This window comes from Micromonospora sp. NPDC048935 (assembly GCF_043197875.1).
Lineage (GTDB): Bacteria > Actinomycetota > Actinomycetes > Mycobacteriales > Micromonosporaceae > Micromonospora.
The window spans coordinates 354,277-373,963 of record NZ_JBICTZ010000005.1; the positions used below are offsets into that span (position 1 = coordinate 354,277).

Sequence of the window (19,687 nt, forward strand, 5' to 3'; positions counted from 1 at the left end):
GCAGCCGAGCCGCCCGACAGGAGGAGACCACGTGCCGCGAGTCTGGCTCATCACCGGGTGTTCCCGCGGCCTCGGTCGGGCGCTCGCCGAGGCCGTGCTCGCCGACGGCGACCACCTGGTCGCCACCGCCCGCGACCCGGCCCAGCTCGACGCCCTGCGCGACAGGTACGGCGACCAGGTCAGGACGGTGGCGCTCGACGTCACCGACGCCGCGGCCGCCCGCACCGTCGCCGGCACCACCGTGGACACGTTCGGCAGCCTGGACATCCTCGTCAACAACGCCGGGTACGCCGACGTCGCCGCGATCGAGGACATGCCGGAGGACAACTTCCGGGCCCAGATCGAGGCCAACTTCTACGGGGTGGTCAATCTCTCCCGCGCCGCCCTGCCCGCGATGCGCGACCAGGGGCACGGGCACATCCTGCAGATCTCCAGCGTCGGCAGCCGGGTCGCCAGCACCGGCCTGGGCGCGTACCAGTCCGCCAAGTGGGCGGTCAGCGGCTTCTCCGGGGTGCTCGCCAGGGAGGTCGAGGGGTTCGGGATCCGGATCACCAGCGTCGAGCCGGGCGCGTTGCGGACCGACTGGGCCGGCTCGTCGATGAGCATGTTGCCGATCAGCGACCCGTACCGGCCGGTCATCGATCCGGCCGTGCAGCGGCTGCGCCAGGCCAGCGGCAACCAGCCGGGCGACCCGGCCCGTGCGGCCCAGGCGATCATCCGGATCACCCGGGTCGACGACCCTCCCCTGCGGCTGCTGCTCGGCGCCGACGCCGTGGCGGGTGCCACGGCCGCCGCCGAGGCCCTGGCCGCGTCCGACGCGCGGTGGCGCGAGCTGAGCGAGTCCATCGCCTTCGACCCGGCCCCCTGACCGACGCGCTCCCCGACCGACGCGGCGACCGGGCCGGGGTACGGGCCGGTGTGTCCGTGCGTCGCCGGATCGACCGCCGAACGGGCGGGACGGCCATGAAGCCAACAGGTGACATGATGTGTGAACAAACAGCTGTCGCTACGAGAAGGGTTGCTGCTGCCCGATGGCGCACTTCGCGGCTCGCATGTCCACCGCACCCGGGTCGGTCGTGGTGCGGTTCACCGGCGACCCGCGGACGGTGGGCTGATGCCGCCCGAGCGACCGGAGGTCATGGCCGAGCAGAGCATCCCCGCCGGCCTCGCGGACACCATGTCGTACCAGGTCGCGACGGACGTGCGGGCACTGCGCGCGTTCGTCAGCGTCGGGGCGCTGGCCCGGGGTCTGTCGGCGGAGCGGGTGGAGCTGCTGACGCTCGCGGTCAGCGAGCTGGCCACCAACACGTTGCAGCACACCACCGGTGGCGGCCGGGTCCGGCTCTGGGCCGAGTCGGGTCAGTTGTTCTGCGACGTCGTCGACCGGGGGCCGACGCGGGCGTTCGGCCGGGGCATGCCGGCCGCCGACGCGATACGAGGGCGCGGGCTGGCGATCGTGGAGCAGGTCTGCGACGAGGTCGCCGTGCTCACCCGCCCCGGCGAGACCGTCGTACGGATTCGCCTGAGCCTGTGAACACCGCCGGCGATCTCCCCGCTGCGGGCCACGCCGGCTGCCACAATGCGGACAGCCCGGGCCGACGGTGACACCGGGCCGACACCGATCGGGAGGACGGCACGATGCCGGACAGCGCACGCGAGGCGGAGTTGCTCGATGCCGAGCGGACCCTGCAGGACGCCCAGCGGGCCGGCGACGTGGCCGCCCTCGACCAGTTGCTCGTCGACCAGCTGATCGCCATCGGCCCGGACGGCCGTGCCTACACCAAGGAGGATGACCTGGCCGCCCACCGGGACCGTCGCTCGGTGGTGCAGGAACTGGTCGAGGAGGAGCTGGACCTGCTCGTCGTCGGCAAGACCGGTGTGACGTTCTTCCTGGGCCGGGTGTCCGGTGTGTTCGAGGGGGCGCCGTTCGCGGCGCGCCTGCGCTACACCCGGACCTGGGTCCACGACGACCCACACGGCTGGCGGGTCCTCGCCGCACACACCAGCCCGGTCTGACCCGGGTCAGGTCCCGTCGTCGACGTCGAGCAGGCCCTGCTCGTCGAGGAACGCGAACCACCTGTCGTCGGCGGGGGTCAGCTCGGCATAACCCGGGCCGAGCACGTAGTAGTCCACGAAGGACCCGAGGTCGGGGGCCAGCTCCTCGAACGCGTCAGACATGAACCACTCGGTGCCGGTCGGTGGGAAATACCAGATTGCGCCCGTGCCCCGGTCCATGAAGATCGGCTCGTCGCTACGGGTCCCGATCACCAGCCAGCCCGCCCGGTCCTGCGGGATCGAGGAGAAGTCCGGCGCGTAGTCGAGGTGGTATTGAACCCCCGCGAGGGTCGCCGTGGACGCCAGCTCGACCCGACCGGCGCGCAGCCCGTCGGCGACCAGCAGCAGATCCCGCAGGGTGTCCGGCAACCCGACCGGAACGGCGTCGATGGCGGCACCCTCGCCGAACTCGGCGAACGCCACGCTCGCCGGCTGGTCGGCCAGGTCCACCCGCAGCTCCTCGATGAGCTGCCGCAGCTCGGGGATCAATGCACCACCTCTGTTCGGGCCAGGTCCCGTCCGGTGCGGTCTGGACCTGCCCTCCGCTCCGCACACCGATGCGTGTTGGTTCTACCACGCAGCGGCGGGCCGCGACGTCAGCTCGCCGAATCGGCCAGCCTGGCCGCCACCGGTCCCGGGGCGCTGCCCGTCGAGTCGTTTCCTCAGCTCACCACGGCTGCTTCAGCTCACCACGGCGTCGATCGAGCCGACGCGCAGGGTCCCGTCGGTGAGTGGCGTGCAGCGGATGCCGCCGGTGGTACGCAACGCCTTCCAGGCCCCCGGGCCGACGGTGACGTCCATCCAGGCGCAGGGCCGGGCCGCCCGGTTGACCCGCAGGCTGACCGGGCCGTCTCCGGAGTCCAGGACCAGCACCCTGCCGATCAGCTCGTCCACGGCGATCCCGGTGGTGAGGATGTTGCGCCGCACCTCGGCCAGGCCGATGCCGACCGGCAGTGACTCCTGGGCGATGACCGTGACGCTGGCGTCGCGGTGCGCCTGCTGGCCGAAGTACCGGTCGCCGACGATGCCGAGGTGAGCCCGGATCCGGACGGCGTCGACCAGCTCACCGGGTGGAGCCGGTGCCGGGCCGTCGGCGGGCCGGCCCAGGAAGCGGTGCACGGGCGAGGCCAGCAACTCGACGATCTCCGGCATGGCAGGGATTCTACGAACCGGACCGGGACCGGCGGGCCAGGTCGGCGGATGACCCGGTGGGGACGGCGGCGGGCGCCGCTCTCCCGGCGCTTCCGCGGGTGCAGAGCAAAGGGGCCACACCGGGGTTCAGGCCGGTGTGCCGGTGACGATCAGGTCGCGCAACCGGCCCACGTTGTCGAACGAGCCGAACCCCACCCGCCCGGAGCCGAACGTGGTGTCCGTCGCGGTCATCAGCGGGCTCCGATGCCCGTCGAGGTGGACGGCGATCTCGCCGGTGGCCGGCAGGTGCACCACCCGCACGCGGTGCCAGTCGGCGTCGGTGATCGCCGGGTCCGCGCCACGGGATCGGCCGTTCCACTGGTGGTCGATGCGGTCCCGGTCGGCGTTGTCGACCTTGAAGATGCCGTTGTGCGGGTAGATCGTGTTGTCGGTGCAGAGGTGGGCGTAGTAGAACTCGGTGTCCGAACGCCAGCCGAAGACGATGATCACGTCCCGGTTGGTGACCTCCACCGGGGTGTCCAGTCGTACCCACGCGTCGATCTCGGCCGACGACCAGGCCGGGCCGGCGGTCAGCACGGCGTACTCGAAGGGCCGGCGCGGCCCCGGCCGGCTCTCGCCGGCCTCGGCGAGGATGACCTGGTCGTGGGTGAACTGCCACCTGGTCGGGGTCACCGGCGCCCAGTTCGACGCGCCGGCGGTGCGGCGCAGGGTGGTGCCGCCGATGTCGAACTCCCGGGTGCCGCTCACCGTCCAGATCCTGCCACTCAGACCGCCAGGGCCGCCCGGACCTCCCGTTCCGCCGTGACACCCCCGTCGCCGTGCGAGGTGACCCGGCCGGACTCCAGCACGTGGTAGCGGTTCGCCACCCGCAACGCGAAGCCCAGGTGCTGCTCCACGAGCAGCACACTGAACCCGGACTGCCGGGTCAGCTCGACGATCCGTTCCTGGATCTCGGCGACCACCGACGGCTGGATGCCCTCGGTCGGCTCGTCGAGCATCAGCAACCTCGGCCTGGTGATCAGTGCCCGGGCGATGGCCAGTTGCTGGCGCTGGCCGCCGGAGAGCAGTCCGGCCCGCCGCCGCAGCAGCGGGCGCAGGGCCGGAAACAGGTCCAGCACCTCCGCGGTGGCCACCGCCCCGTCGCGCCGCCCGTCGGCGACGAGCCGCAGATTCTCCGCGGCGGTCAGGTGCGGGAAGCTCTGCTGACCCTGCGGGACGTACGCCATGCCCCGCGCCACCCGCTCGTGCGGCCCGAGACGGGTGACGTCCTCGCCGTCCAGCTCGATGGTGCCGGCACTCGGGCGCAGCAGCCCGGCCGCGACCCGCAGCAGGGTGCTCTTGCCGGCGCCGTTGTGGCCGAGCACGGCGGCCACCCCGTCGGGCGGGACGGTGAGGTCCACCCCGTGCAGCACCCGAGAGCGCCCGTACCCGGCGTGTACCCCGCGCAGCGTCAGCATCATGCCTCCAGGACCGTGGGGGCCGACCCGGCGTCGACCGGATGGCCAAGGTAGACCTCCTGCACGCGCGGGTCCGCCTGGACCTGCGCAACCGTGCCCTCGCTGAGCACCCGACCGGCGTGCAGCACGGTGACGGTGCGCGCGAACCGACGCAGGAAGTCCATGTCGTGCTCGATCACCACCACCGTGCGGTCCCGGCTCACCGTCTCCAGCAGGGCACCGGTGGCGTCGCGTTCCTCGTGGCTCATCCCGGCGACCGGCTCGTCGAGCAGCAGCAGCCGGACATCCTGCACCAGCAGCATGCCGATCTCCAGCCACTGCTTCTGGCCGTGCGCGAGCGTCCCGGCGAGGTGCCCGGCCCGCCCGGTCAGCCCGATGGTCTCCAGTGCCGAGGCCACCTCGTCCGGGATGCCCCGGCGACGGCGGGCCAGGGTCGCCCAACTGCGCCGGGCACCCGCCGCGATGTCGAGGTTCTGCAAAACCGACAGCTCCTCGAAGACCGTCGAGGTCTGGAAGGTGCGCCCGATGCCCAACCGGCTGATCCGGTGCACCGGGCGGCCCAGCAGCTCGTGCTCGCCGAAGCGGACCGAGCCGGTGGCCCGGACCAGGCCGGTGATCGCGTCGACAAGGGTGGTCTTGCCGGCGCCGTTGGGCCCGATCAGGAAGCGGATGTCACCGGCGGGCACCTCCAACGAGACCCCGTCGACGGCGGTGAACCCGTCGAAGCTGACCCGCACGTCACGGACGGACAACCCGTCCAGCCGCTCGTCGCTCATGCCGCCGGCACCTCCGACCGCTCGGCGCGTCGCCGACCCGTGGGTAACCATCCACGCCGACGCGCTGCCACGCCGTCCTCGCGGCGGCGGGCCAACGCCCACAGCGACGCCAGGCCACCGGGGAGGAACGCCACCACCACCACGAAGAGCAGACCCTGCAGGTACGTCCAGGTGCCGGGAAAGCGTTCCGACAACGCGGTACGCGCCCAGGCCACCGCCACCGCGCCGAGCACCGGGCCGAGCAGGGTGGCCCGGCCGCCCACCGCCACCCCGATGACGAACTCGATCGACGGGACGATGCCGATCAGCGCCGGCGAGATGATGCCCACCGCCGGCACGAACAGCGCCCCGGCCAGCCCCGCCATGCCGGCCGCGACGACGTACGCGACGAGCTTGACCGACGCCGGGTCGTAGCCGAGGAAACGGACCCGCTCCTCACCGTCGCGGACCGCCACCAGCAGCTCCCCGTAGCGGCTCTGGATGAGTTGGCGGGTCAGCGCGAGCAACGCCAGCAGTGTGCCGGCGATGATGAAGTAGACCATCCGCTGGTTGACCGGGTCGTCGAGGTTGTAGCCGAAGAAGCCCTTGATGTCGGTCAACCCGTTGGTGCCACCCGTGGTGCCCTGCTGCCCGATCAGCAGGATCACCATCGCCGCCGCGAGCGCCTGGCTGAGGATCGCGAAGTACGCGCCCCGGACGCGACGGCGGAACACCAGCGACCCGAGTCCGAAGGCGACAACCATCGGCAGCAGTACCGTCGCGGGCAGCGCGAACCACGGGCTGGCGAACGGCCGCCACCACAGCGGCAGTTCGTCGAGCTGCCCGTACAGCTGCATGAAGTCGGGCATCCCACCCGGGCCCGCGTCGGCGAGCTTGAGGTGCATGGCCATCGCGTAGCCACCGAGGCCGAAGAAGACGCCCTGGCCGAGGGTGAGCATCCCGCCCCGGCCCCAGGCGATCCCGATGCCGACCGCCACCATGGCGACGCAGAGGTACTTGGCGAGCAGGGCCAGCCGGAAGTCCGACAGCACCAGCGGTGCCACGGCGAACAGCAGGGCCGCGCCGAACGCGAAGCCGGCCGCTGTCCGCAGCTGGGAGCGGCGCGCGGGCGGGCCGGGTGGTTCGGTGCCGGCGGGTGCCGGGTGGACGGCGGTGCTGGGTGGCGCGGGGGTGAGGGCGGTCATGCGAGGCTCCTGGTCCGCAGGGTGAACAGGCCCTGTGGCCGCCACTGGAGGAACGCGACGATCGCCACGAACACGATCACCTTGGCGACGCTGAGGGTGGTCAGGTACTCCCCGGTGGCCTGGAGCACGCCGAGGGCGAAGGCGACGATCACACTGCCCTTGAGCTGGCCGATCCCGCCGACCACGACGACCAGGAAGGCGTCGATGATCAGGTTGGTGCCCATGGTGGGGCCGATCGGGCCGAGCAGGGTGAGCGCCACTCCGGCCAGCCCGGCCAGGCCGGAGCCGATGAAGAAGGTCGTCCGGTCGACCCGGGCGGTCGGGATGCCGGACACCGCGGCGAGGTCGCGGTTCTGCACCACCGCGCGGATGCGGCGTCCGAGCGGGGTGAGCCGCAGCGCCAGGGTGAGCGCCGCGACCGCGGCCAGCGCCAGGGCCAGGATGAACAGCCGGTTGTTGGCGATGGTCAGCCCACCGGGCAGCGCCACGTTGCCGGTCAGCAGGTCGGGAGCGCGGGTCTGCACGTTCGGGCTGCCGAAGACGTCGCGGGCGAGCTGCTGAAGCATCAGCGACACACCCCAGGTGACCAGCAGGGTGTCCAGTGGCCGGGCGTAGAGGCGGCGGATGAGCAGCATCTCCAGCAGCACGCCCATGGTGCCGGCGACCACGAAGGCCACCGGCAGCGCGACCACCAGTGACAGGCCGGCCCCGGTGATGCTCTGTTGCAGGACATAGGTGGTGTACGCGCCGGCCATGATGAACTCACCGTGCGCCATGTTGATCACGTTCATCTGGCCGAAGGTCAGCGCGAGGCCGAGAGCGATGAGCAGCAGCACCGCGCCGATGCTGATGCCGGTGAAGAGTTGACCGAAGAGGACTGTCACGGTGGGTACTCCGTACTGCTGGTCGGGGGGCCCGGGCGGACCGCGCGGCAACGCGCCCCGCCCGGGCCGGCATCGTCAGCTCAGGCCACTCGCCCACGGGTAGGTCTTGAGGTACGGGTCCGGCTGCACCGGCTTGCCGGAGTTCCACACCTCGGTGATCAGACCGTCCGCGCCGATCTTGCCGATCCGGGCGGTCTTGGCGATGTGCTGGGTCGGCCCGTCGACCGTGACCGTGCCCTCCGGCGCGTCGAAGGTGATTCCCCCGGACGCGGCGCGGACCTTCTCCACGTCGAAGGCGCCGGCCTTCTCGACCATCGCCTTCCACAGATGCACCGCCACGTACGCGGCCTCCATCGGGTCGCTCGTCGGCTTGTCCGCCCCGTACTTGGCCTTGTACGCGGCCACGAACTTCGAGTTCGCCGCACCGGGCGTGGTCTGGTAGTAGTTCCAGGCGGTGAGCTGGCCCTCCAGGTATTGGGTGCCGATGCCCTTGACCTCCTCCTCGGCGATCGACACCGACACCACGGGCATCGCGGTGGCGGTCAGGCCGGCCGACTTGTACTCCTTGAAGAAGGCCACGTTGCTGTCACCGTTGAGGGTGTTGAACACGGCGTCGGCCCCGGACGACTTGACCTTGTTGACGATCGTGCCGAACTCGGTGGACCCGAGCGGCGCGTAGTCCTCGCCGGACACGGTCATCCCGTTGGCGGCCGCGTACGCCTTGATGATTTTGTTGGCCGTGCGGGGAAACACATAGTCACTGCCGACCAGATAGACCGATTTCGCACCCTGTGCCTTGAGGTAGTCGAGCCCGGGAACGATCTGCTGGTTGGTCGTCGCGCCGGTGTAGAAGATGTAGGGCGACTGTTCCAGTCCCTCGTACTGCACGGGGTAGAACAGCAACGCCTTGTTCTTCTCGAAAACCGGCTTGACCGCCTTACGGCTGGCCGAGGTCCAGCAGCCGAAGACGGCGGCGACCCGATCCTCGGAGATGAGCTTCTCCGCCTTCTCGGCGAAGGTGGGCCAGTCCGAGGCACCGTCCTCACCGACCGGCTGGATCTTCTTGCCGAGGACGCCGCCGGCCGCGTTGATCTCCTCAACGGCGAGCATGATGGAGTCGCGGACGGTGACCTCGCTGATCGCCATGGTGCCGGAGAGCGAGTTGAGCAGGCCGACCTTGACGGTGGAGCCGGAGACGTCGGCGGTGACGCCGGTGGCGCTTCCCTCGTCGGTGGTCTTGCTGCCGCACGCGGTCATCGCGGCCGCGGCGACCAGGGTCATGGCACCCGCCAGGATGCGGCGGCCCCGGAATAATGACATCAATTCTCCCCTGCGGTGCGCTCAAGTGGCGAATGGACGGTCGGTGCGGTCCGGTGGATCTGACGTGGGCGATGCCGGGGTCGACGGGTGGACGCCACCGGGGCACCGCAGCGGATACGGGCAGGGAAAGCGTCGACCGGCATCATTGCGAACGTGTTTCCCGGCCCTTAATTGAGTGTTTCCCGCCAGCCGCGCGGCACGACCGCGAAAAAACGGCCGACACCGTCCGGGAAAGACGGTGTCGGCCGCTGGAAATCTCGGGGAAAATTGCCACCACAATGGTCGGCGAACGCTTTCGCCGATCGGGGACACACATTGGTGGCGGCTGCCCGCAGGGGCAGATCCTTCACGCAGGAAGTATCTTAGGGCCGCGGCGGGTGCGGCTGTCAAGGGTCACGTCGACCCGGCCACCGATCAGAGCTGGGCGAGCACGGTGAAGTCGAGCCCGTCGGCCTCGGCGAGGTAGATACGCTGACGCACGTGCCGCCGGCGCAGCCGCAACCGCCCGCGTGGCCCGTGGTACGCCACGGTGTCGGCGGCCGTCTCGATGGCCCGCACGTCGAGGGTGCGGGCCTGGCCGATCAGCGCGGCGAGCAGCATCACGCCCTCGTAACAGGACTCCCCCAGGCTGCCCAGCGGCGGCGCCTCGACCCCGAACCGACTGGCGAACTCGCCGTGGAAGTCGAGGTTCTCCTGGGTCACCAGTCCGGCGAAGAAGCCCGCGGTGCTGAACAGCCGTCGGGTCGCGCCGGCACCGCTGGCCAGCAGCATGTTCTCGTCCATCAGGGTGCTCAGCCGCAGACAACGCTGGTCCAGCCCGGAGCGGGCGAACGCGCGGTTGAACCGCACCGCGTCCGCACCGACGAGCAGCATCACCACCGCGTCGGCGTCGCTGTGCTCGATGCGGCGCAGCACCTCGTCGAAGTCGTGCGCGTCCAACGGCAGGAAGTGCTGGCCCACCACCTGCCCGCCGCACCGCAGCGCGTAGCGCTGGGCGGCCCGCGCCGTCCGCCGCGGCCACACGTAGTCGTTGCCGACCACGAACCAGCGACGCACCCGCTGCTCTCCGGCGAGCAGCCGCATCGCGGGCCACAGTTGGGCGTCCGGCGTCTCGCTGGTCAGGAAGACCCCCTCGGTACGCTCACCGCCCTCGTAGAGTGCGGTGTAGACGTACGGCACCCGATGCGCGACGCGGGGCGCCAGCGCCTGGCGCACCGAGGAGATGTGCCACCCCGTCACCCCCTGCACGGCCCCCACCGACACCAGTGCCTCGACCTCGGCGGCCACCTCGGCCGGCGGCGCACCGCCGTCGACCGGCACCAGCCGCACCTCTCGGCCCAGCACCCCGCCACACCTGTTGATCTCCTCGACCGCGAGTTGCGCACACAGCTCGCAGGTCGGGCCGAACATGCCGGCCGGCCCGCGCATCGGGTAGACCAGGGCGATGCTGACCACGGCACGGTCGACGGTCAGCCACGGCGGTGCCGGCGCGGACATGTGCACATGATTGCCCGGCCCACGACGGAAGGCCAGAGCTCACCACGGACCGGGACGACTCGGTAGCATGACAGAGCCACGGACCAGGGAGTTTCATGTCAGATGTGCCCGGGGCGCCAGCTGACCTGCTGCGCTCGCTCACCCGCGCCGAACGGCTGCTCTCCCGCCGGCTGGGCGCCGTCCTGGCCGACGACGCGCTGACCATCGAGGCGTGGCGGGTGCTCTGCCTGCTCGCCGACGGCCAGGGCCACCCGATGAGCGAGGTTTCCGCCGAGGCGTCACTGCCTCCCGGCACCCTCACCAAGCTTGTCGACCAGTTGGTCGACCGTAACCTCGTCTTCCGCCGGATCGATCCGATCGACAGGCGGCGGATCCGGGCGTATCTGACCGCCCGGGGCCGCCGCGAGCACGACCGCCTCGACCAGCGGGTCCGCGCCAGCCTCGCCGAGTTGGGCATCGCGCAGGCCGCCGAGCCGGGTGCGCCGCAGGCCGGTGACCTGGTCGGCGCGCTCGACGACCTGATCAGCCGTCTCGACCCGGCCCGCCAACGCGTCCACGCCAACGCCGGCCCGTCCGGTGGCCCGCACGGCTGACCCGGCCCGACCACTCCTCGGAGCCGGGTCGGCCTTCGGTCAGGGGTTGATCAGACGCCAGTCTCCTTCGGAGACGACCTCCACTGTGCCATCGGCCACCGTCATGGCGGTGTCGTCGTCGATGGCGTAGGTCGGGACCGGGATTCCGGACGCCCACTTATGGATGGCGGACAGAGGTGGGTGCGCAGGGTGTGCGCGTCCGGGGCGGTGGCGGTCCACAGTGTCGCCGGCCCCCCGGCCAGCGGCAGCCGAGCGACACTGCCCTCGGCCGTCGGAGGTGCGGCGGGCCGCGACGGGTCGACCACCAGCAGTGAACCGGTGGCCGGCGCGCCGTCGAGCACGGCGGGCCCGGCCCAGCCGGGTGCCTGTGGTCCCACGGCCAGGGACTGCCGCAGCAGCGGCCGGCCCGCGTAGTCGACGTGGGTGTGCACCACCGCCCCGCCGGGCGTCTCGCCGTACCGGCCGCAGATCAGCTCGTCGCGCCAGTGCAGGCTCGCCCCGGCGGCCAGGTCGATCCGGGATTCGGCGAGGTGCGCGCAACCGGCCGCGGCGACCAACTGTTCGGGGAGCCAGTGCAACGTGGCCCCGGTACGCACCACCGCCCGCACCGCCATCCGGGACACCGCCCCCGGCCGGCCCGGCAGGGCGATCGACGCGGCGACTGTGTGCACCCGGACGGCCGCGCCCGGTCCCACCTCGATCTCCAGCCGCAGATCGTCCCCGGCGATCGGGCCGGCCGCCCCGCCGACGAGGTGCACGGTGGCGAAGCCCGCGTCGGTCGGGGTCTGGCGCAGCAGCAGTGGTGTTTCGCCGTGCAACTCCACAAGTACCGTCCCGCCTCGACCGTCGGCCCGGGCGACCAGCCGGGCGAGTGCTCGCATCAGACCGGGCCGACCGGTACGGCGAGGGGGTGCGCGGTGGCGTGGTGGGCCAACTCGTGCCGAATCCAGTCGGCGACCGTACTCGCCGTCGGATCGCCCACGATGGACAGGAAGAGGGTCGGAAGGTCGCCACGTCGAGCTCGCGCGTCGCGATCCATCACGGCCAGGTCGGCCCCCACCATCGGCGCCAGGTCGGTCTTGTTGATCACGAGGAGGTCGGCGGCGGTGACGCCGGGTCCGCCCTTGCGGGGCACCTTGTCCCCTCCGGCCACGTCGACCACGAAGATCTGCCGGTCGACGAGCCCTCGGCTGAACGTCGCGGTCAGGTTGTCCCCACCGCTCTCCACCAGGACCAGATCCAGCGGGCCGACCGCATCGGCCAGCTCGTCGACGGCGTCCAGGTTGGCGCCGATGTCGTCGCGGATCGCCGTGTGCGGGCAGCAGCCCGTCTCCACCGCGCGGATCCGCGCCGGATCCAGCACTCCGGCCCGCCGCAGGAAGTCGGCGTCCTCGGTCGTGTAGATGTCGTTCGTCACCACGCCGAGCCGCAACTCGTCGGCAAAGGCACGGCAGAGCGCGGCCACCAGGGCCGTCTTGCCGGACCCGACCGGGCCGCCGATACCGACCCGCAGGGCACGACCCGCCCGGGCCAGCGGCGGGTGCGGGTCGACCCCCGGTTCCGGATGGGTGTGCGGGACGCTCTCGTCGTGGAACGGGTCGGCCGGCGGCGTGGTCGGCTCGACGGCGGGCACAGCGCTCGGCACAACAGTCTCAGGACGCAAAGAGACGCACCTCCCAGGTGGCATGGATTTCGGCATGGATGTCGGCGAGTGGAGCGGCAGCGGCCGGCAGCCGCTCCGGTGAATCGTCGGCGGCCCGAGCCGCCTCGGCGGCCGTGCCGTCGCAGGCGTCGGCAAGACCGACGAGCAGGGCCTGGACCTGGTACGGGTCGAGGCCGAGCAGGCGTACGCCGGCGCTGGCCGCCCCGGTCAGCGTCCCGTAGGCGGCGACCGTGGCGGTTTCGAGACGGGACAGCCCGGCCGCGGCGCAGAGCAGTCCCAGTACCAGCGGTTGGTGTGCGCCGCCCGGCGTCGGGGGCAGGTCACCGAACGGGGCATCCGGCCAGATGGCCCGTCCGGCACGCAGCAGCGCCCGGCCCTGCCGGCGGGAGACCGCCCGCAGGGTCGGCGACGCGGTACGCGCGTCCAGCTCCACGTCGAGCTGGGCCAGCGTGTGCAACCGCGCGGCGGACCGGGCTGACACGTCGGACCGTCCGACCGACCCGGCGACCTCGGCCACGCCGGGTTCGCCCGGCACCGCCGCCCGGTGCGCGGCCGCCGCGAAGGCCGCGCCGACCAGGCCGGCGGTGGCCAACCGCCCGGCCAGGAACGCCTCCAACGAGGTCAGGTCGGTGACCCGGCCCGCGGCGACGGCCGCCTCCAGACCCCCGGAGTGCGCGTGCGCCCCGGCCGGGAAGCGTCCGTCGGCCAACAGCAACAGCAGGCTCGGTGTCGCCATCAGAACAGGAAGTACCGCTGGGCCATCGGCAGCCGGGTCACCGGGTCCGGCTCCACCACCTGCCCGTCGATCCGTACCGTGAACGTGTCCGGATCCACCTCGATCCGCGGCATCGCGTTGTTCTCCGGCAGGTCGGCCTTGCCCCGCGACCGCACGTCGCGCACCGGCACCACCCGCCGTCGCACGTCGAGGCGGAGCCCCGCGTCCAGGGCCGCCGGCGCCACGAAGGCCAGGCTGGTGGCGGCGGCCGCCGCGCCGTACGCCCCGAACATCGGCCGCGGCAGCATCGGCTGCGGCGTGGGGATCGACGCGTTGGCGTCACCCATCTGGGCGTACGCGATCATGCCGCCCTTGAGCACCAGGTGCGGTCGTACGCCGAAGAACGCCGGGTCCCAGAGCACCAGGTCGGCGAGCTTGCCCGGCTCGACCGAGCCGACCTCGTCCTCCAACCCGTTGGCCATGGCGGCGCAGATGGTGTATTTCGCGACGTACCGTCGGGCCCGGTGGTTGTCGGCGGCCCCGTCACCCGGCAGTGCGCCGACCCGGTCCTTCATCACGTGCGCGCTCTGCCAGGTCCGCATGATCACCTCGCCGACCCGGCCCATCGCCTGCGCGTCGGAGCCGATGATGGAGATCGCGCCGAGGTCGTGCAGCAGGTCCTCGGCGGCCATCGTGGACGGTCGGATCCGGCTCTCGGCGAAGGCCAGGTCCTCCGGCACGGACGGGTTGAGGTGGTGGCAGACCATCAACATGTCCAGGTGTTCGGCGAGGGTGTTGGCGGTGTACGGCCGGGTCGGGTTCGTCGACGACGGCAACACGTTCGGCTCACTCGCCACGGTGATGATGTCCGGTGCGTGCCCGCCGCCGGCGCCCTCGGTGTGGTACGAGTGGATGGCCCGGCCGCCGATCGCGCGCAGGGTGTCGGCGACGAAACCGGCCTCGTTGAGCGTGTCGGTGTGGATCGACACCTGGACCCCGGACGCGTCGGCCACCCGCAGGCAGGCGTCGATCGCCGCCGGGGTGGTGCCCCAGTCCTCGTGCAGCTTGAAGCCGCCCGCGCCGGCCCGCAACTGCTCCCAGAGCGCCTCGGGGGAGACGGTGTTGCCCTTGCCGAGCAGCAGCACGTTGACCGGCAGCGTGTCCAGGGCCTCGTGCATCCGGGCCAGGTGCCAGGCGTTCGGGGTGACGGTGGTGGCCCGGGTCCCCTCGGCCGGCCCGGTGCCGCCGCCGACCATCGTGGTGATGCCACTGGCGAGGGCCTCGGTGACGATCTGCGGGCAGATGAAGTGCACGTGGGTGTCCACCGCGCCGGCGGTGAGGATCCGCCCGTTGCCGGCGATCACCTCGGTGGCCGGGCCGATGACCAGGTCGGGGTGGACGCCGGGCATGGTGTCCGGGTTGCCGGCCCGGCCGAGCGCCACGATCCGTCCGTCGCGCAGCCCCACGTCGGCCTTGACCACACCCCAGTGGTCGAGCACCACGGCACCGGTGATGACGGTGTCCAGCGCCCCCTCGGCGCGGGTCGCCCGGGACTGGCCCATCGACTCGCGGATCACCTTCCCGCCGCCGAAGACCGCCTCGTCACCGCCCACGCAGTGGTCGGTCTCCACCTCGATCAGCAGGTTGGTGTCGGCCAGCCGGATCCGGTCACCGGTCGTCGGCCCGTACAGGTCGATGTAGCGGTCCCGCCGCACGGCGCTCACTCCGGTGACCCGTCGGCCGACGGCGGGTCCAGCGGCCCGGCGCACTCCGCGCGCAGTCCCGGCACGATGCGCGCTCCCCCGAACGGGACGAGGTCGACGCTGCGGCTGATGCCCGGCTCGAACCGGACCGAGGTGCCCGCCGGCACCGCGAGCCGCTGCCCCCAGGCGGCAGCCCGGTCGAACGCCAGCGCCGGGTTGCACTCGGCGAAGTGGTAGTGCGAACCCACCTGCACCGGCCGGTCGGCGGTGTTCACCACGAGCAGTGTGGTCACCGGACGACCCACGTTGATCTCCACCGGGTCGGCGGCCGGCAGGATCTCCCCCGGGATCACGGGATCGGGTGGTGCACCGTCACCAGCTTGGTGCCGTCCGGGAACGTCGCCTCCACCTGCACCTCCCTCAGCAGCTCGGGGATGCCGTCCTGGACGTCGTCCCGGCTGAGCACGGTCCGGCCCGTCGACATGAGGTCGACCACCGACTGGCCGTCGCGGGCACCTTCCAGCAGGAACGCGGTGATCAGCGCGACCGCTTCGGGATAGTTGAGACGCAGGCCGCGCTCACGGCGGCGGCGGGCGACATCGGCCGCGACATGGACGAGCAGGCGATCCTGCTCGTGCGGGCTGAGGAACACGGGGCTCTCCCGGTGGGGTAAGCGTGCCCCACTCGTCGTCGGCTCCGCAGTGAGCCGCGCCGGGCGGCAACGCACCCGGGATGATGAGTTGGGGTCACACGACCGCCGAGCCGCCGCCGACGGGTCGACCCGGGACTCCACCATCCCGGCCCGAACGACGGGCAACCGGCGGTGTCGGATCGGATGCGGACCGCACCGCCCACCGCTGAGCAGACCGTAGAGGATCGCCACCGACCGAGGCAACAGTCCGGCGCGGATCGTCGTCCGTCCCCGCGTGTCCTGGTCCCCGGCGACGTGCGGGTTGGTGAGAGCATGACCGGGGCGGGTTGTTCGCCGTTCCGGTCGGGCCTCGGCGTGACCAGCACCGTCCACAGGGGAGGCAGCGTCATGCCGGAGTCAGCGCCCGCGGCCAGCGGCGACGCCGAGCGTAGGATCCGGATGCTCACCGTGGTGGGCGTGGCGGCCAACGTCCTCGGCGTGGTCACGGCGGTGCAGAGCGTGCTGCGCCGGGACGCGTTGCTGATCGTCCTCACCCTCACGGCCGTGCTGCTGCTCGGCGGGTTCTGGTTCTGGTACCAGCGGACCCGGCTGGCGGTCGCGCTACTCGCGCTCGGCTGTGTGCTGCTCGGCGGCGTCGTGGCGACACAACTCGGCCGTCCGTCGACGCCGCCGCCCCCCGCCGCTGGCACCTCTACGCCCACCCCGTCGGCATCGGGCGACGCTTCCCCGCCGAGCACCGCCGTCGCCGCTACCGTGGGGTCGTCTGCGCCGCCCACCACACCACCCGCCAACGGTGTCGACCCGGACGCGCCGCGCGTCCTCGTGGACCGCGACGTGGTGCTGCCCCGCGCTGCCGCGATCGACGTGGACCAGCCGGGTCAGCAGGTCGTCGCGAAACACGCCGGCGGGGCCACCGACGGGCTCGACCTGTACCACGACTGGGCGGACATCCGGTCGGACAACATCCAGGTGGCCAACCCGCCGAACGTCTACCAGTACTCCGGGGGCGACCCCAGTCGGGCGTACCAAACCTGCGCCCAGGGTGGCTCCGGGTCGGCGCGGGCGTCGTTCACGCCGGGGGCGGACTTCTGCTTCCGCACCTCGGAGGGGCGCGTGGGGTTCGCGACCATCGCCCCGCCCGGCAGGGATCAGGTGTTCGTCGTCCACGTCGTGGTCTGGGACGCCACCGGCGCCTGAGCGCCGCCGGTGGCCCGATACCGGTGCGGTGATGGGCACGGCATGATCGCCGGATGACGGCGACGAGGGGTACCCGGGCACTGCTCGGTGTTCTGTTCCTGGCGACAGCCACGGTCGGGGCGTGGGTCCTCTGGCTGGGCTGGGACACCAGGTACACGGTTGACGAGCAGACCGGCGCGAGCAGCGGCCCGTACGAGCCGTGGCAGGTGGTCGGCTGCGTGTTGACGCTCGTGCTGCTGGCCGCGCTCGCCGGGACGCGGCTCAGCCCGTGGCTGGTGGCGCCGGTGATGACCGTGGCGTTCACGGCGGCCTGGTCTTGGCGGGCCGCGTCGACCGACGACAGCGGGTTGTGGGTGGTTGGTGGGATTCTGGTGCTGCTGGGCATGGGGGCCGGCAGCATCGCGGTCAGCTTCCCTGCGCGGCGGTTCGCCCGACGCCGGGCCGGCCGGCCCGGCTAGCCGCGAGCACATAGCCGCGGCGAATGCCGCAACGACGGTAAGCACCTGTCGGCGCTCGGTCTCCGTGGGGACAGTCGTCCTGGCTCCCTTCACATCCTTTGCCGTTGTGGCGACCCGCTGGTGCTCGACGAGCATGCGCGCGATGCGAGAGACCCATTTCAGACAGTTGGCAAATTAGGCGAGGCATTCAGCCTGGTCATTCGGGATTTTTCGGGTTGTGCCCCTTTTTCCAAACTCTGGACCGGCTCATAACAGGCGTCATACCTTCGATAGGGAGCCGTCAATACCGCTTGTCGGTTGTCGGATCGACGACCACCCGAAACGGCCAGATCCGCAGGAGAAAGCAGTCAGAAAGGGGCCGAATTATGTCTGATTCCCCGTATCCTAATCCACCCGATCCCGCCGACGCGTCGTTGAGCAGGCGCGTACTCCTACGCATCGGCGGCGTGCTCGGCCTGACTGCCGCCGGCATCGCCGCGGTCGGTGCCGGCGCGTCAGCGAATGACACCAGTGCGTCGGCTGTCCCGGACGCGCCGGGCGGCTTCGGCGCCGCGCCGGCACCGGGGATCGCTCCCCAGCAGGCGAGCCGGGCCCGCGCTCGTGCCGGGAGCATGACCAACGTCCGGCCGGGCCAGGCGACGGGGCCCGAGCCCGGCACCGCCTCCGGGGCCCGTCTCACCCCCAACCACAGCCGCATCATCGCCACCCCGCTGAGCCGCCGCCCGGCGCCGTGGACCGTGGAGGACTGAGCGATGCAGCTGCATTTCCGCAACAGCTACGGCCCTCGGATCTGGGTCGCGATCATGTATTACGACACCGGCTGCAACTCCGACGGTTCCTCGTGGGGAACCCGGGGCTGGTGGACCATTGACAACGGCGGCCAAGCGTACGTGTTGAACACGAACAATCGCTACGCCTACTACTATGCCGAGGCCGCCGACGGCGCGGTGTGGACCGGCCAGTACGGACCCATCTACGTCCCGCAGACCGCCTTCAACTGGTGCTCGAGTGTCGGCAGTACCAACGCGCGGGTCGTCGGGCTCCGCGAGGTCTACATACCCAGCGACAACCACACGGTCAATCTCACACCGTGAGCCGCCGCTCCCCAGCCGGGCCGGCCGGTCAGTGGGCCGCGGCCGGCTGCGGCGTGGGCATCGCGGCGAACGGCACGTCGACGTTCACCGCAACGCCGGACGGTCCGTCGGGGTGCCGCCACAGCCCGCGGTCGCGCAGGATCGGCAGCACGCCCTCACCGAACCAGTACGCCTCCTCCAGGTGCGGATAGCCGGAGAGGATGAACTCGTCGATGCCGAGCGCGTGGTATTCGGCGATCCGATCGGCGACCTCGGTGTGGCTGCCGACGAGGGCGGTGCCGGCCCCACCACGGACCAGCCCGACCCCCGCCCACAGGTTGGGGGCGACCTCCAGGCCGTCACGGGAACCGCCGTGCAGGTCGAGCATCCGGCGCTGCCCCTCGGACTCACTACGCCGCAGCCCGTCCTGTACGGCCCGGATGTCGGCCTCGGCGATGCCGTCGAGCAGTCGCCGGGCCTGCGCCCAGGCATGCTCGGCGGTGTCCCGGGCGATGACGTGCAGCCGGATGCCGAAGCGCACCTCGCGCCCGGCGTCGGCGGCCAGCGCGCGGACCCGGGCCAGTTTGGTGGCGACCAGGGCCGGCGGCTCACCCCAGGTCAGGTAGACGTCGCTGTGCCGCGCCGCCACCGGCAGCGCGGCGGCGGAGGACCCACCGAAGTAGACGGGCGGGGCCGGGTCGGGCAACCGGTGCAGTCGCGCCTGTTCGACGCGTACGTGGGTGCCGGTGTGGTCGACCGTCTCACCGCGCCACAGCGCGCGGACCACGTGCAGGAACTCGTCGCACCGGGCGTACCGGGCGTCCTTGTCCAGGAAGTCGCCGTAGGCCCGTTGTTCCTGCGACTCGCCGCCGGTGACGACGTTGAGCAGCAGCCGGCCATGGGACAGCCGCTGGAAGGTCGAGGCCATCTGGGCGGCCAGGGTGGGGGCGAGCAGCCCGGGCCGGAAGGCGACCAGGAACTTGAGTCGCTCGGTCACCTCGGTCAGCATCGCGGTGCTGAGCCAGGCGTCCTCGCACCAGGCGCCGGTCGGGGTGAGCGCGCCGACGAAGCCGAGTTGCTCGGCGCTGCGGGCGATCTGTCCGAGGTACGCGACGCTGGCCGGGCGGGCTCCTCCGGCGGCACCGGTCGGTACGCCGTGTCCGCCGCCGACGATGTCCCGGCTGTCACCGTTGGTGGGCAGGAACCAGTGGAAGGTGAGGGTCATCGCGGCTTTTTCCTCCAGCGGGACGGTCGGCGCTCGCGGTGCGGCGGGCACCTCCTGAGGGGTGGGACGATCGAGCGGACAGC

At 71.8% G+C, this 19,687-nt stretch carries 25 protein-coding genes; 8 read left to right on the plus strand and 17 right to left on the minus strand.

From position 1 onward, the window contains the following. Nucleotides 1-31 precede the first annotated feature (31 nt). The 3 genes from ACGFIW_RS17280 (at nucleotide 32) to ACGFIW_RS17290 (ending at nucleotide 2,016) form a co-directional block, all read left to right on the plus strand. Nucleotides 32-868 carry an SDR family NAD(P)-dependent oxidoreductase gene (locus tag ACGFIW_RS17280; RefSeq protein WP_393316121.1) on the plus strand — a complete coding sequence of 279 codons (837 nt, stop codon included), beginning with the start codon at nucleotides 32-34 and terminating at the stop codon, nucleotides 866-868. Between the two features lie 246 nt (nucleotides 869-1,114). Continuing rightward, nucleotides 1,115-1,534, plus strand: a complete 420-nt coding sequence (locus tag ACGFIW_RS17285; protein ID WP_393316124.1) for an ATP-binding protein — start codon at nucleotides 1,115-1,117, stop codon at nucleotides 1,532-1,534. Nucleotides 1,535-1,638: 104 nt separating this feature from the next. Beyond that, nucleotides 1,639-2,016 carry a nuclear transport factor 2 family protein gene (locus ACGFIW_RS17290; RefSeq protein WP_393316127.1) on the plus strand — a complete coding sequence of 126 codons (378 nt, stop codon included), beginning with the start codon at nucleotides 1,639-1,641 and terminating at the stop codon, nucleotides 2,014-2,016. Between the two features lie 6 nt (nucleotides 2,017-2,022). Here ACGFIW_RS17290 and ACGFIW_RS17295 read toward each other — a convergent pair whose 3' ends face one another. The 10 genes from ACGFIW_RS17295 to ACGFIW_RS17340 all read right to left on the minus strand — a co-directional run bounded on the left by ACGFIW_RS17295 (nucleotide 2,023) and on the right by ACGFIW_RS17340 (nucleotide 10,325). Continuing rightward, nucleotides 2,023-2,544: an SUKH-4 family immunity protein gene (locus ACGFIW_RS17295; protein ID WP_393316130.1), complete on the minus strand. Its 522-nt coding sequence runs from the start codon at nucleotides 2,542-2,544 to the stop codon at nucleotides 2,023-2,025. 192 nt (nucleotides 2,545-2,736) lie between these two features. Beyond that, a complete protein-coding gene (locus tag ACGFIW_RS17300; protein ID WP_393316132.1) occupies nucleotides 2,737-3,207 on the minus strand; it encodes a molybdenum cofactor biosysynthesis protein in 471 nt (156 codons plus the stop codon). 126 nt (nucleotides 3,208-3,333) lie between these two features. Continuing rightward, entirely contained in the window at nucleotides 3,334-3,954 is a 621-nt protein-coding gene (locus ACGFIW_RS17305; protein WP_393316134.1) for a hypothetical protein, read from the minus strand. Nucleotides 3,955-3,971: 17 nt separating this feature from the next. Next, nucleotides 3,972-4,667, minus strand: coding sequence for an urea ABC transporter ATP-binding subunit UrtE (gene urtE, locus ACGFIW_RS17310; RefSeq protein WP_357520777.1), 696 nt, complete (start codon nucleotides 4,665-4,667; stop codon nucleotides 3,972-3,974). Beyond that, complete coding sequence (gene urtD / locus ACGFIW_RS17315) at nucleotides 4,664-5,440, minus strand: urea ABC transporter ATP-binding protein UrtD (RefSeq protein WP_393316137.1); 777 nt, start codon at nucleotides 5,438-5,440, stop codon at nucleotides 4,664-4,666. Before urtD ends, urtE begins: the two co-directional genes overlap by 4 nt. Beyond that, entirely contained in the window at nucleotides 5,437-6,624 is a 1,188-nt protein-coding gene (urtC, locus tag ACGFIW_RS17320) for an urea ABC transporter permease subunit UrtC (RefSeq protein ID WP_393316140.1), read from the minus strand. Before urtC ends, urtD begins: the two co-directional genes overlap by 4 nt. After that, on the minus strand, nucleotides 6,621-7,508 hold the full coding sequence (gene urtB / locus ACGFIW_RS17325) for an urea ABC transporter permease subunit UrtB (protein WP_393240621.1): 888 nt from the start codon (nucleotides 7,506-7,508) through the stop codon (nucleotides 6,621-6,623). Before urtB ends, urtC begins: the two co-directional genes overlap by 4 nt. Nucleotides 7,509-7,583: 75 nt before the next feature. Beyond that, nucleotides 7,584-8,828: an urea ABC transporter substrate-binding protein gene (gene urtA / locus ACGFIW_RS17330; protein ID WP_393316143.1), complete on the minus strand. Its 1,245-nt coding sequence runs from the start codon at nucleotides 8,826-8,828 to the stop codon at nucleotides 7,584-7,586. A 167-nt stretch (nucleotides 8,829-8,995) separates the two neighbouring features. Beyond that, nucleotides 8,996-9,178 (minus strand): hypothetical protein, encoded by a 183-nt coding sequence (locus ACGFIW_RS17335; RefSeq protein ID WP_393316146.1) that lies wholly within the window; start codon nucleotides 9,176-9,178, stop codon nucleotides 8,996-8,998. Nucleotides 9,179-9,242: 64 nt separating this feature from the next. Further along, nucleotides 9,243-10,325 carry a substrate-binding domain-containing protein gene (locus ACGFIW_RS17340; protein ID WP_393316149.1) on the minus strand — a complete coding sequence of 361 codons (1,083 nt, stop codon included), beginning with the start codon at nucleotides 10,323-10,325 and terminating at the stop codon, nucleotides 9,243-9,245. A gap of 95 nt (nucleotides 10,326-10,420) precedes the next feature. Between ACGFIW_RS17340 and ACGFIW_RS17345 the strand changes: the two genes are divergently transcribed. Then, nucleotides 10,421-10,918: a MarR family winged helix-turn-helix transcriptional regulator gene (locus tag ACGFIW_RS17345; protein ID WP_393316152.1), complete on the plus strand. Its 498-nt coding sequence runs from the start codon at nucleotides 10,421-10,423 to the stop codon at nucleotides 10,916-10,918. 101 nt (nucleotides 10,919-11,019) lie between these two features. Here the strand turns inward: ACGFIW_RS17345 and ACGFIW_RS17350 are convergent, their stop codons facing one another. The 6 genes from ACGFIW_RS17350 to ACGFIW_RS17375 are packed head-to-tail and all read right to left on the minus strand — an operon-like array spanning nucleotide 11,020 to nucleotide 15,651. After that, a complete protein-coding gene (locus tag ACGFIW_RS17350; protein WP_393316154.1) occupies nucleotides 11,020-11,799 on the minus strand; it encodes an urease accessory protein UreD in 780 nt (259 codons plus the stop codon). Continuing rightward, nucleotides 11,799-12,551, minus strand: a complete 753-nt coding sequence (gene ureG / locus ACGFIW_RS17355; RefSeq protein ID WP_393316492.1) for an urease accessory protein UreG — start codon at nucleotides 12,549-12,551, stop codon at nucleotides 11,799-11,801. Before ureG ends, ACGFIW_RS17350 begins: the two co-directional genes overlap by 1 nt. A 19-nt stretch (nucleotides 12,552-12,570) precedes the next feature. After that, nucleotides 12,571-13,317 (minus strand): urease accessory protein UreF, encoded by a 747-nt coding sequence (locus ACGFIW_RS17360; RefSeq protein WP_393316157.1) that lies wholly within the window; start codon nucleotides 13,315-13,317, stop codon nucleotides 12,571-12,573. Then, the gene (locus ACGFIW_RS17365; protein WP_393316160.1) at nucleotides 13,317-15,020 is read right to left on the minus strand and encodes an urease subunit alpha; all 1,704 of its coding nucleotides are present in this window, start codon (nucleotides 15,018-15,020) and stop codon (nucleotides 13,317-13,319) included. Before ACGFIW_RS17365 ends, ACGFIW_RS17360 begins: the two co-directional genes overlap by 1 nt. Beyond that, complete coding sequence (locus ACGFIW_RS17370) at nucleotides 15,017-15,352, minus strand: urease subunit beta (protein ID WP_393316163.1); 336 nt, start codon at nucleotides 15,350-15,352, stop codon at nucleotides 15,017-15,019. The genes ACGFIW_RS17365 and ACGFIW_RS17370 overlap by 4 nt, the downstream gene beginning before the upstream one ends. Beyond that, a complete protein-coding gene (locus ACGFIW_RS17375) occupies nucleotides 15,349-15,651 on the minus strand; it encodes an urease subunit gamma (protein ID WP_355029767.1) in 303 nt (100 codons plus the stop codon). Before ACGFIW_RS17375 ends, ACGFIW_RS17370 begins: the two co-directional genes overlap by 4 nt. Nucleotides 15,652-16,089: 438 nt before the next feature. Here ACGFIW_RS17375 and ACGFIW_RS17380 point away from each other — a divergent pair, with 438 nt between their 5' ends. The 4 genes from ACGFIW_RS17380 to ACGFIW_RS17395 all read left to right on the plus strand — a co-directional run bounded on the left by ACGFIW_RS17380 (nucleotide 16,090) and on the right by ACGFIW_RS17395 (nucleotide 18,400). Further along, nucleotides 16,090-16,848 (plus strand): hypothetical protein, encoded by a 759-nt coding sequence (locus ACGFIW_RS17380; RefSeq protein WP_393316166.1) that lies wholly within the window; start codon nucleotides 16,090-16,092, stop codon nucleotides 16,846-16,848. 53 nt (nucleotides 16,849-16,901) lie between these two features. Then, entirely contained in the window at nucleotides 16,902-17,306 is a 405-nt protein-coding gene (locus tag ACGFIW_RS17385; RefSeq protein ID WP_393316168.1) for a hypothetical protein, read from the plus strand. 365 nt (nucleotides 17,307-17,671) lie between these two features. After that, nucleotides 17,672-18,055 carry a hypothetical protein gene (locus ACGFIW_RS17390; protein ID WP_393316171.1) on the plus strand — a complete coding sequence of 128 codons (384 nt, stop codon included), beginning with the start codon at nucleotides 17,672-17,674 and terminating at the stop codon, nucleotides 18,053-18,055. A gap of 3 nt (nucleotides 18,056-18,058) precedes the next feature. Beyond that, complete coding sequence (locus tag ACGFIW_RS17395) at nucleotides 18,059-18,400, plus strand: DUF1036 domain-containing protein (protein WP_393316174.1); 342 nt, start codon at nucleotides 18,059-18,061, stop codon at nucleotides 18,398-18,400. 28 nt (nucleotides 18,401-18,428) lie between these two features. Here ACGFIW_RS17395 and ACGFIW_RS17400 read toward each other — a convergent pair whose 3' ends face one another. Further along, nucleotides 18,429-19,604, minus strand: coding sequence for an LLM class flavin-dependent oxidoreductase (locus tag ACGFIW_RS17400; protein WP_393316177.1), 1,176 nt, complete (start codon nucleotides 19,602-19,604; stop codon nucleotides 18,429-18,431). Nucleotides 19,605-19,687 lie beyond the last annotated feature (83 nt).

Excerpts from the sequence above, each read along its gene's own strand:
- ACGFIW_RS17300 (WP_393316132.1), bottom strand. The coding sequence starts at position 3,207 with ATGCCGGAGATCGTCGAGTTGCTGGCCTCGCCCGTGCACCGCTTCCTG.
- ACGFIW_RS17345 (WP_393316152.1), top strand. The coding sequence starts at position 10,421 with ATGTCAGATGTGCCCGGGGCGCCAGCTGACCTGCTGCGCTCGCTCACC.
- urtA (WP_393316143.1), bottom strand. The coding sequence starts at position 8,828 with ATGTCATTATTCCGGGGCCGCCGCATCCTGGCGGGTGCCATGACCCTG.
- urtC (WP_393316140.1), bottom strand. The coding sequence starts at position 6,624 with ATGACCGCCCTCACCCCCGCGCCACCCAGCACCGCCGTCCACCCGGCA.
- ACGFIW_RS17380 (WP_393316166.1), top strand. The coding sequence starts at position 16,090 with ATGCTCACCGTGGTGGGCGTGGCGGCCAACGTCCTCGGCGTGGTCACG.
- ACGFIW_RS17340 (WP_393316149.1), bottom strand. The coding sequence starts at position 10,325 with ATGTCCGCGCCGGCACCGCCGTGGCTGACCGTCGACCGTGCCGTGGTC.
- ACGFIW_RS17400 (WP_393316177.1), bottom strand. The coding sequence starts at position 19,604 with ATGACCCTCACCTTCCACTGGTTCCTGCCCACCAACGGTGACAGCCGG.
- ACGFIW_RS17285 (WP_393316124.1), top strand. The coding sequence starts at position 1,115 with ATGCCGCCCGAGCGACCGGAGGTCATGGCCGAGCAGAGCATCCCCGCC.
- ACGFIW_RS17395 (WP_393316174.1), top strand. The coding sequence starts at position 18,059 with ATGCAGCTGCATTTCCGCAACAGCTACGGCCCTCGGATCTGGGTCGCG.
- ACGFIW_RS17385 (WP_393316168.1), top strand. The coding sequence starts at position 16,902 with ATGACGGCGACGAGGGGTACCCGGGCACTGCTCGGTGTTCTGTTCCTG.
- ACGFIW_RS17360 (WP_393316157.1), bottom strand. The coding sequence starts at position 13,317 with ATGGCGACACCGAGCCTGCTGTTGCTGTTGGCCGACGGACGCTTCCCG.
- ACGFIW_RS17350 (WP_393316154.1), bottom strand. The coding sequence starts at position 11,799 with ATGCGAGCACTCGCCCGGCTGGTCGCCCGGGCCGACGGTCGAGGCGGG.
- ACGFIW_RS17290 (WP_393316127.1), top strand. The coding sequence starts at position 1,639 with ATGCCGGACAGCGCACGCGAGGCGGAGTTGCTCGATGCCGAGCGGACC.
- urtD (WP_393316137.1), bottom strand. The coding sequence starts at position 5,440 with ATGAGCGACGAGCGGCTGGACGGGTTGTCCGTCCGTGACGTGCGGGTC.
- ACGFIW_RS17390 (WP_393316171.1), top strand. The coding sequence starts at position 17,672 with ATGTCTGATTCCCCGTATCCTAATCCACCCGATCCCGCCGACGCGTCG.
- urtE (WP_357520777.1), bottom strand. The coding sequence starts at position 4,667 with ATGATGCTGACGCTGCGCGGGGTACACGCCGGGTACGGGCGCTCTCGG.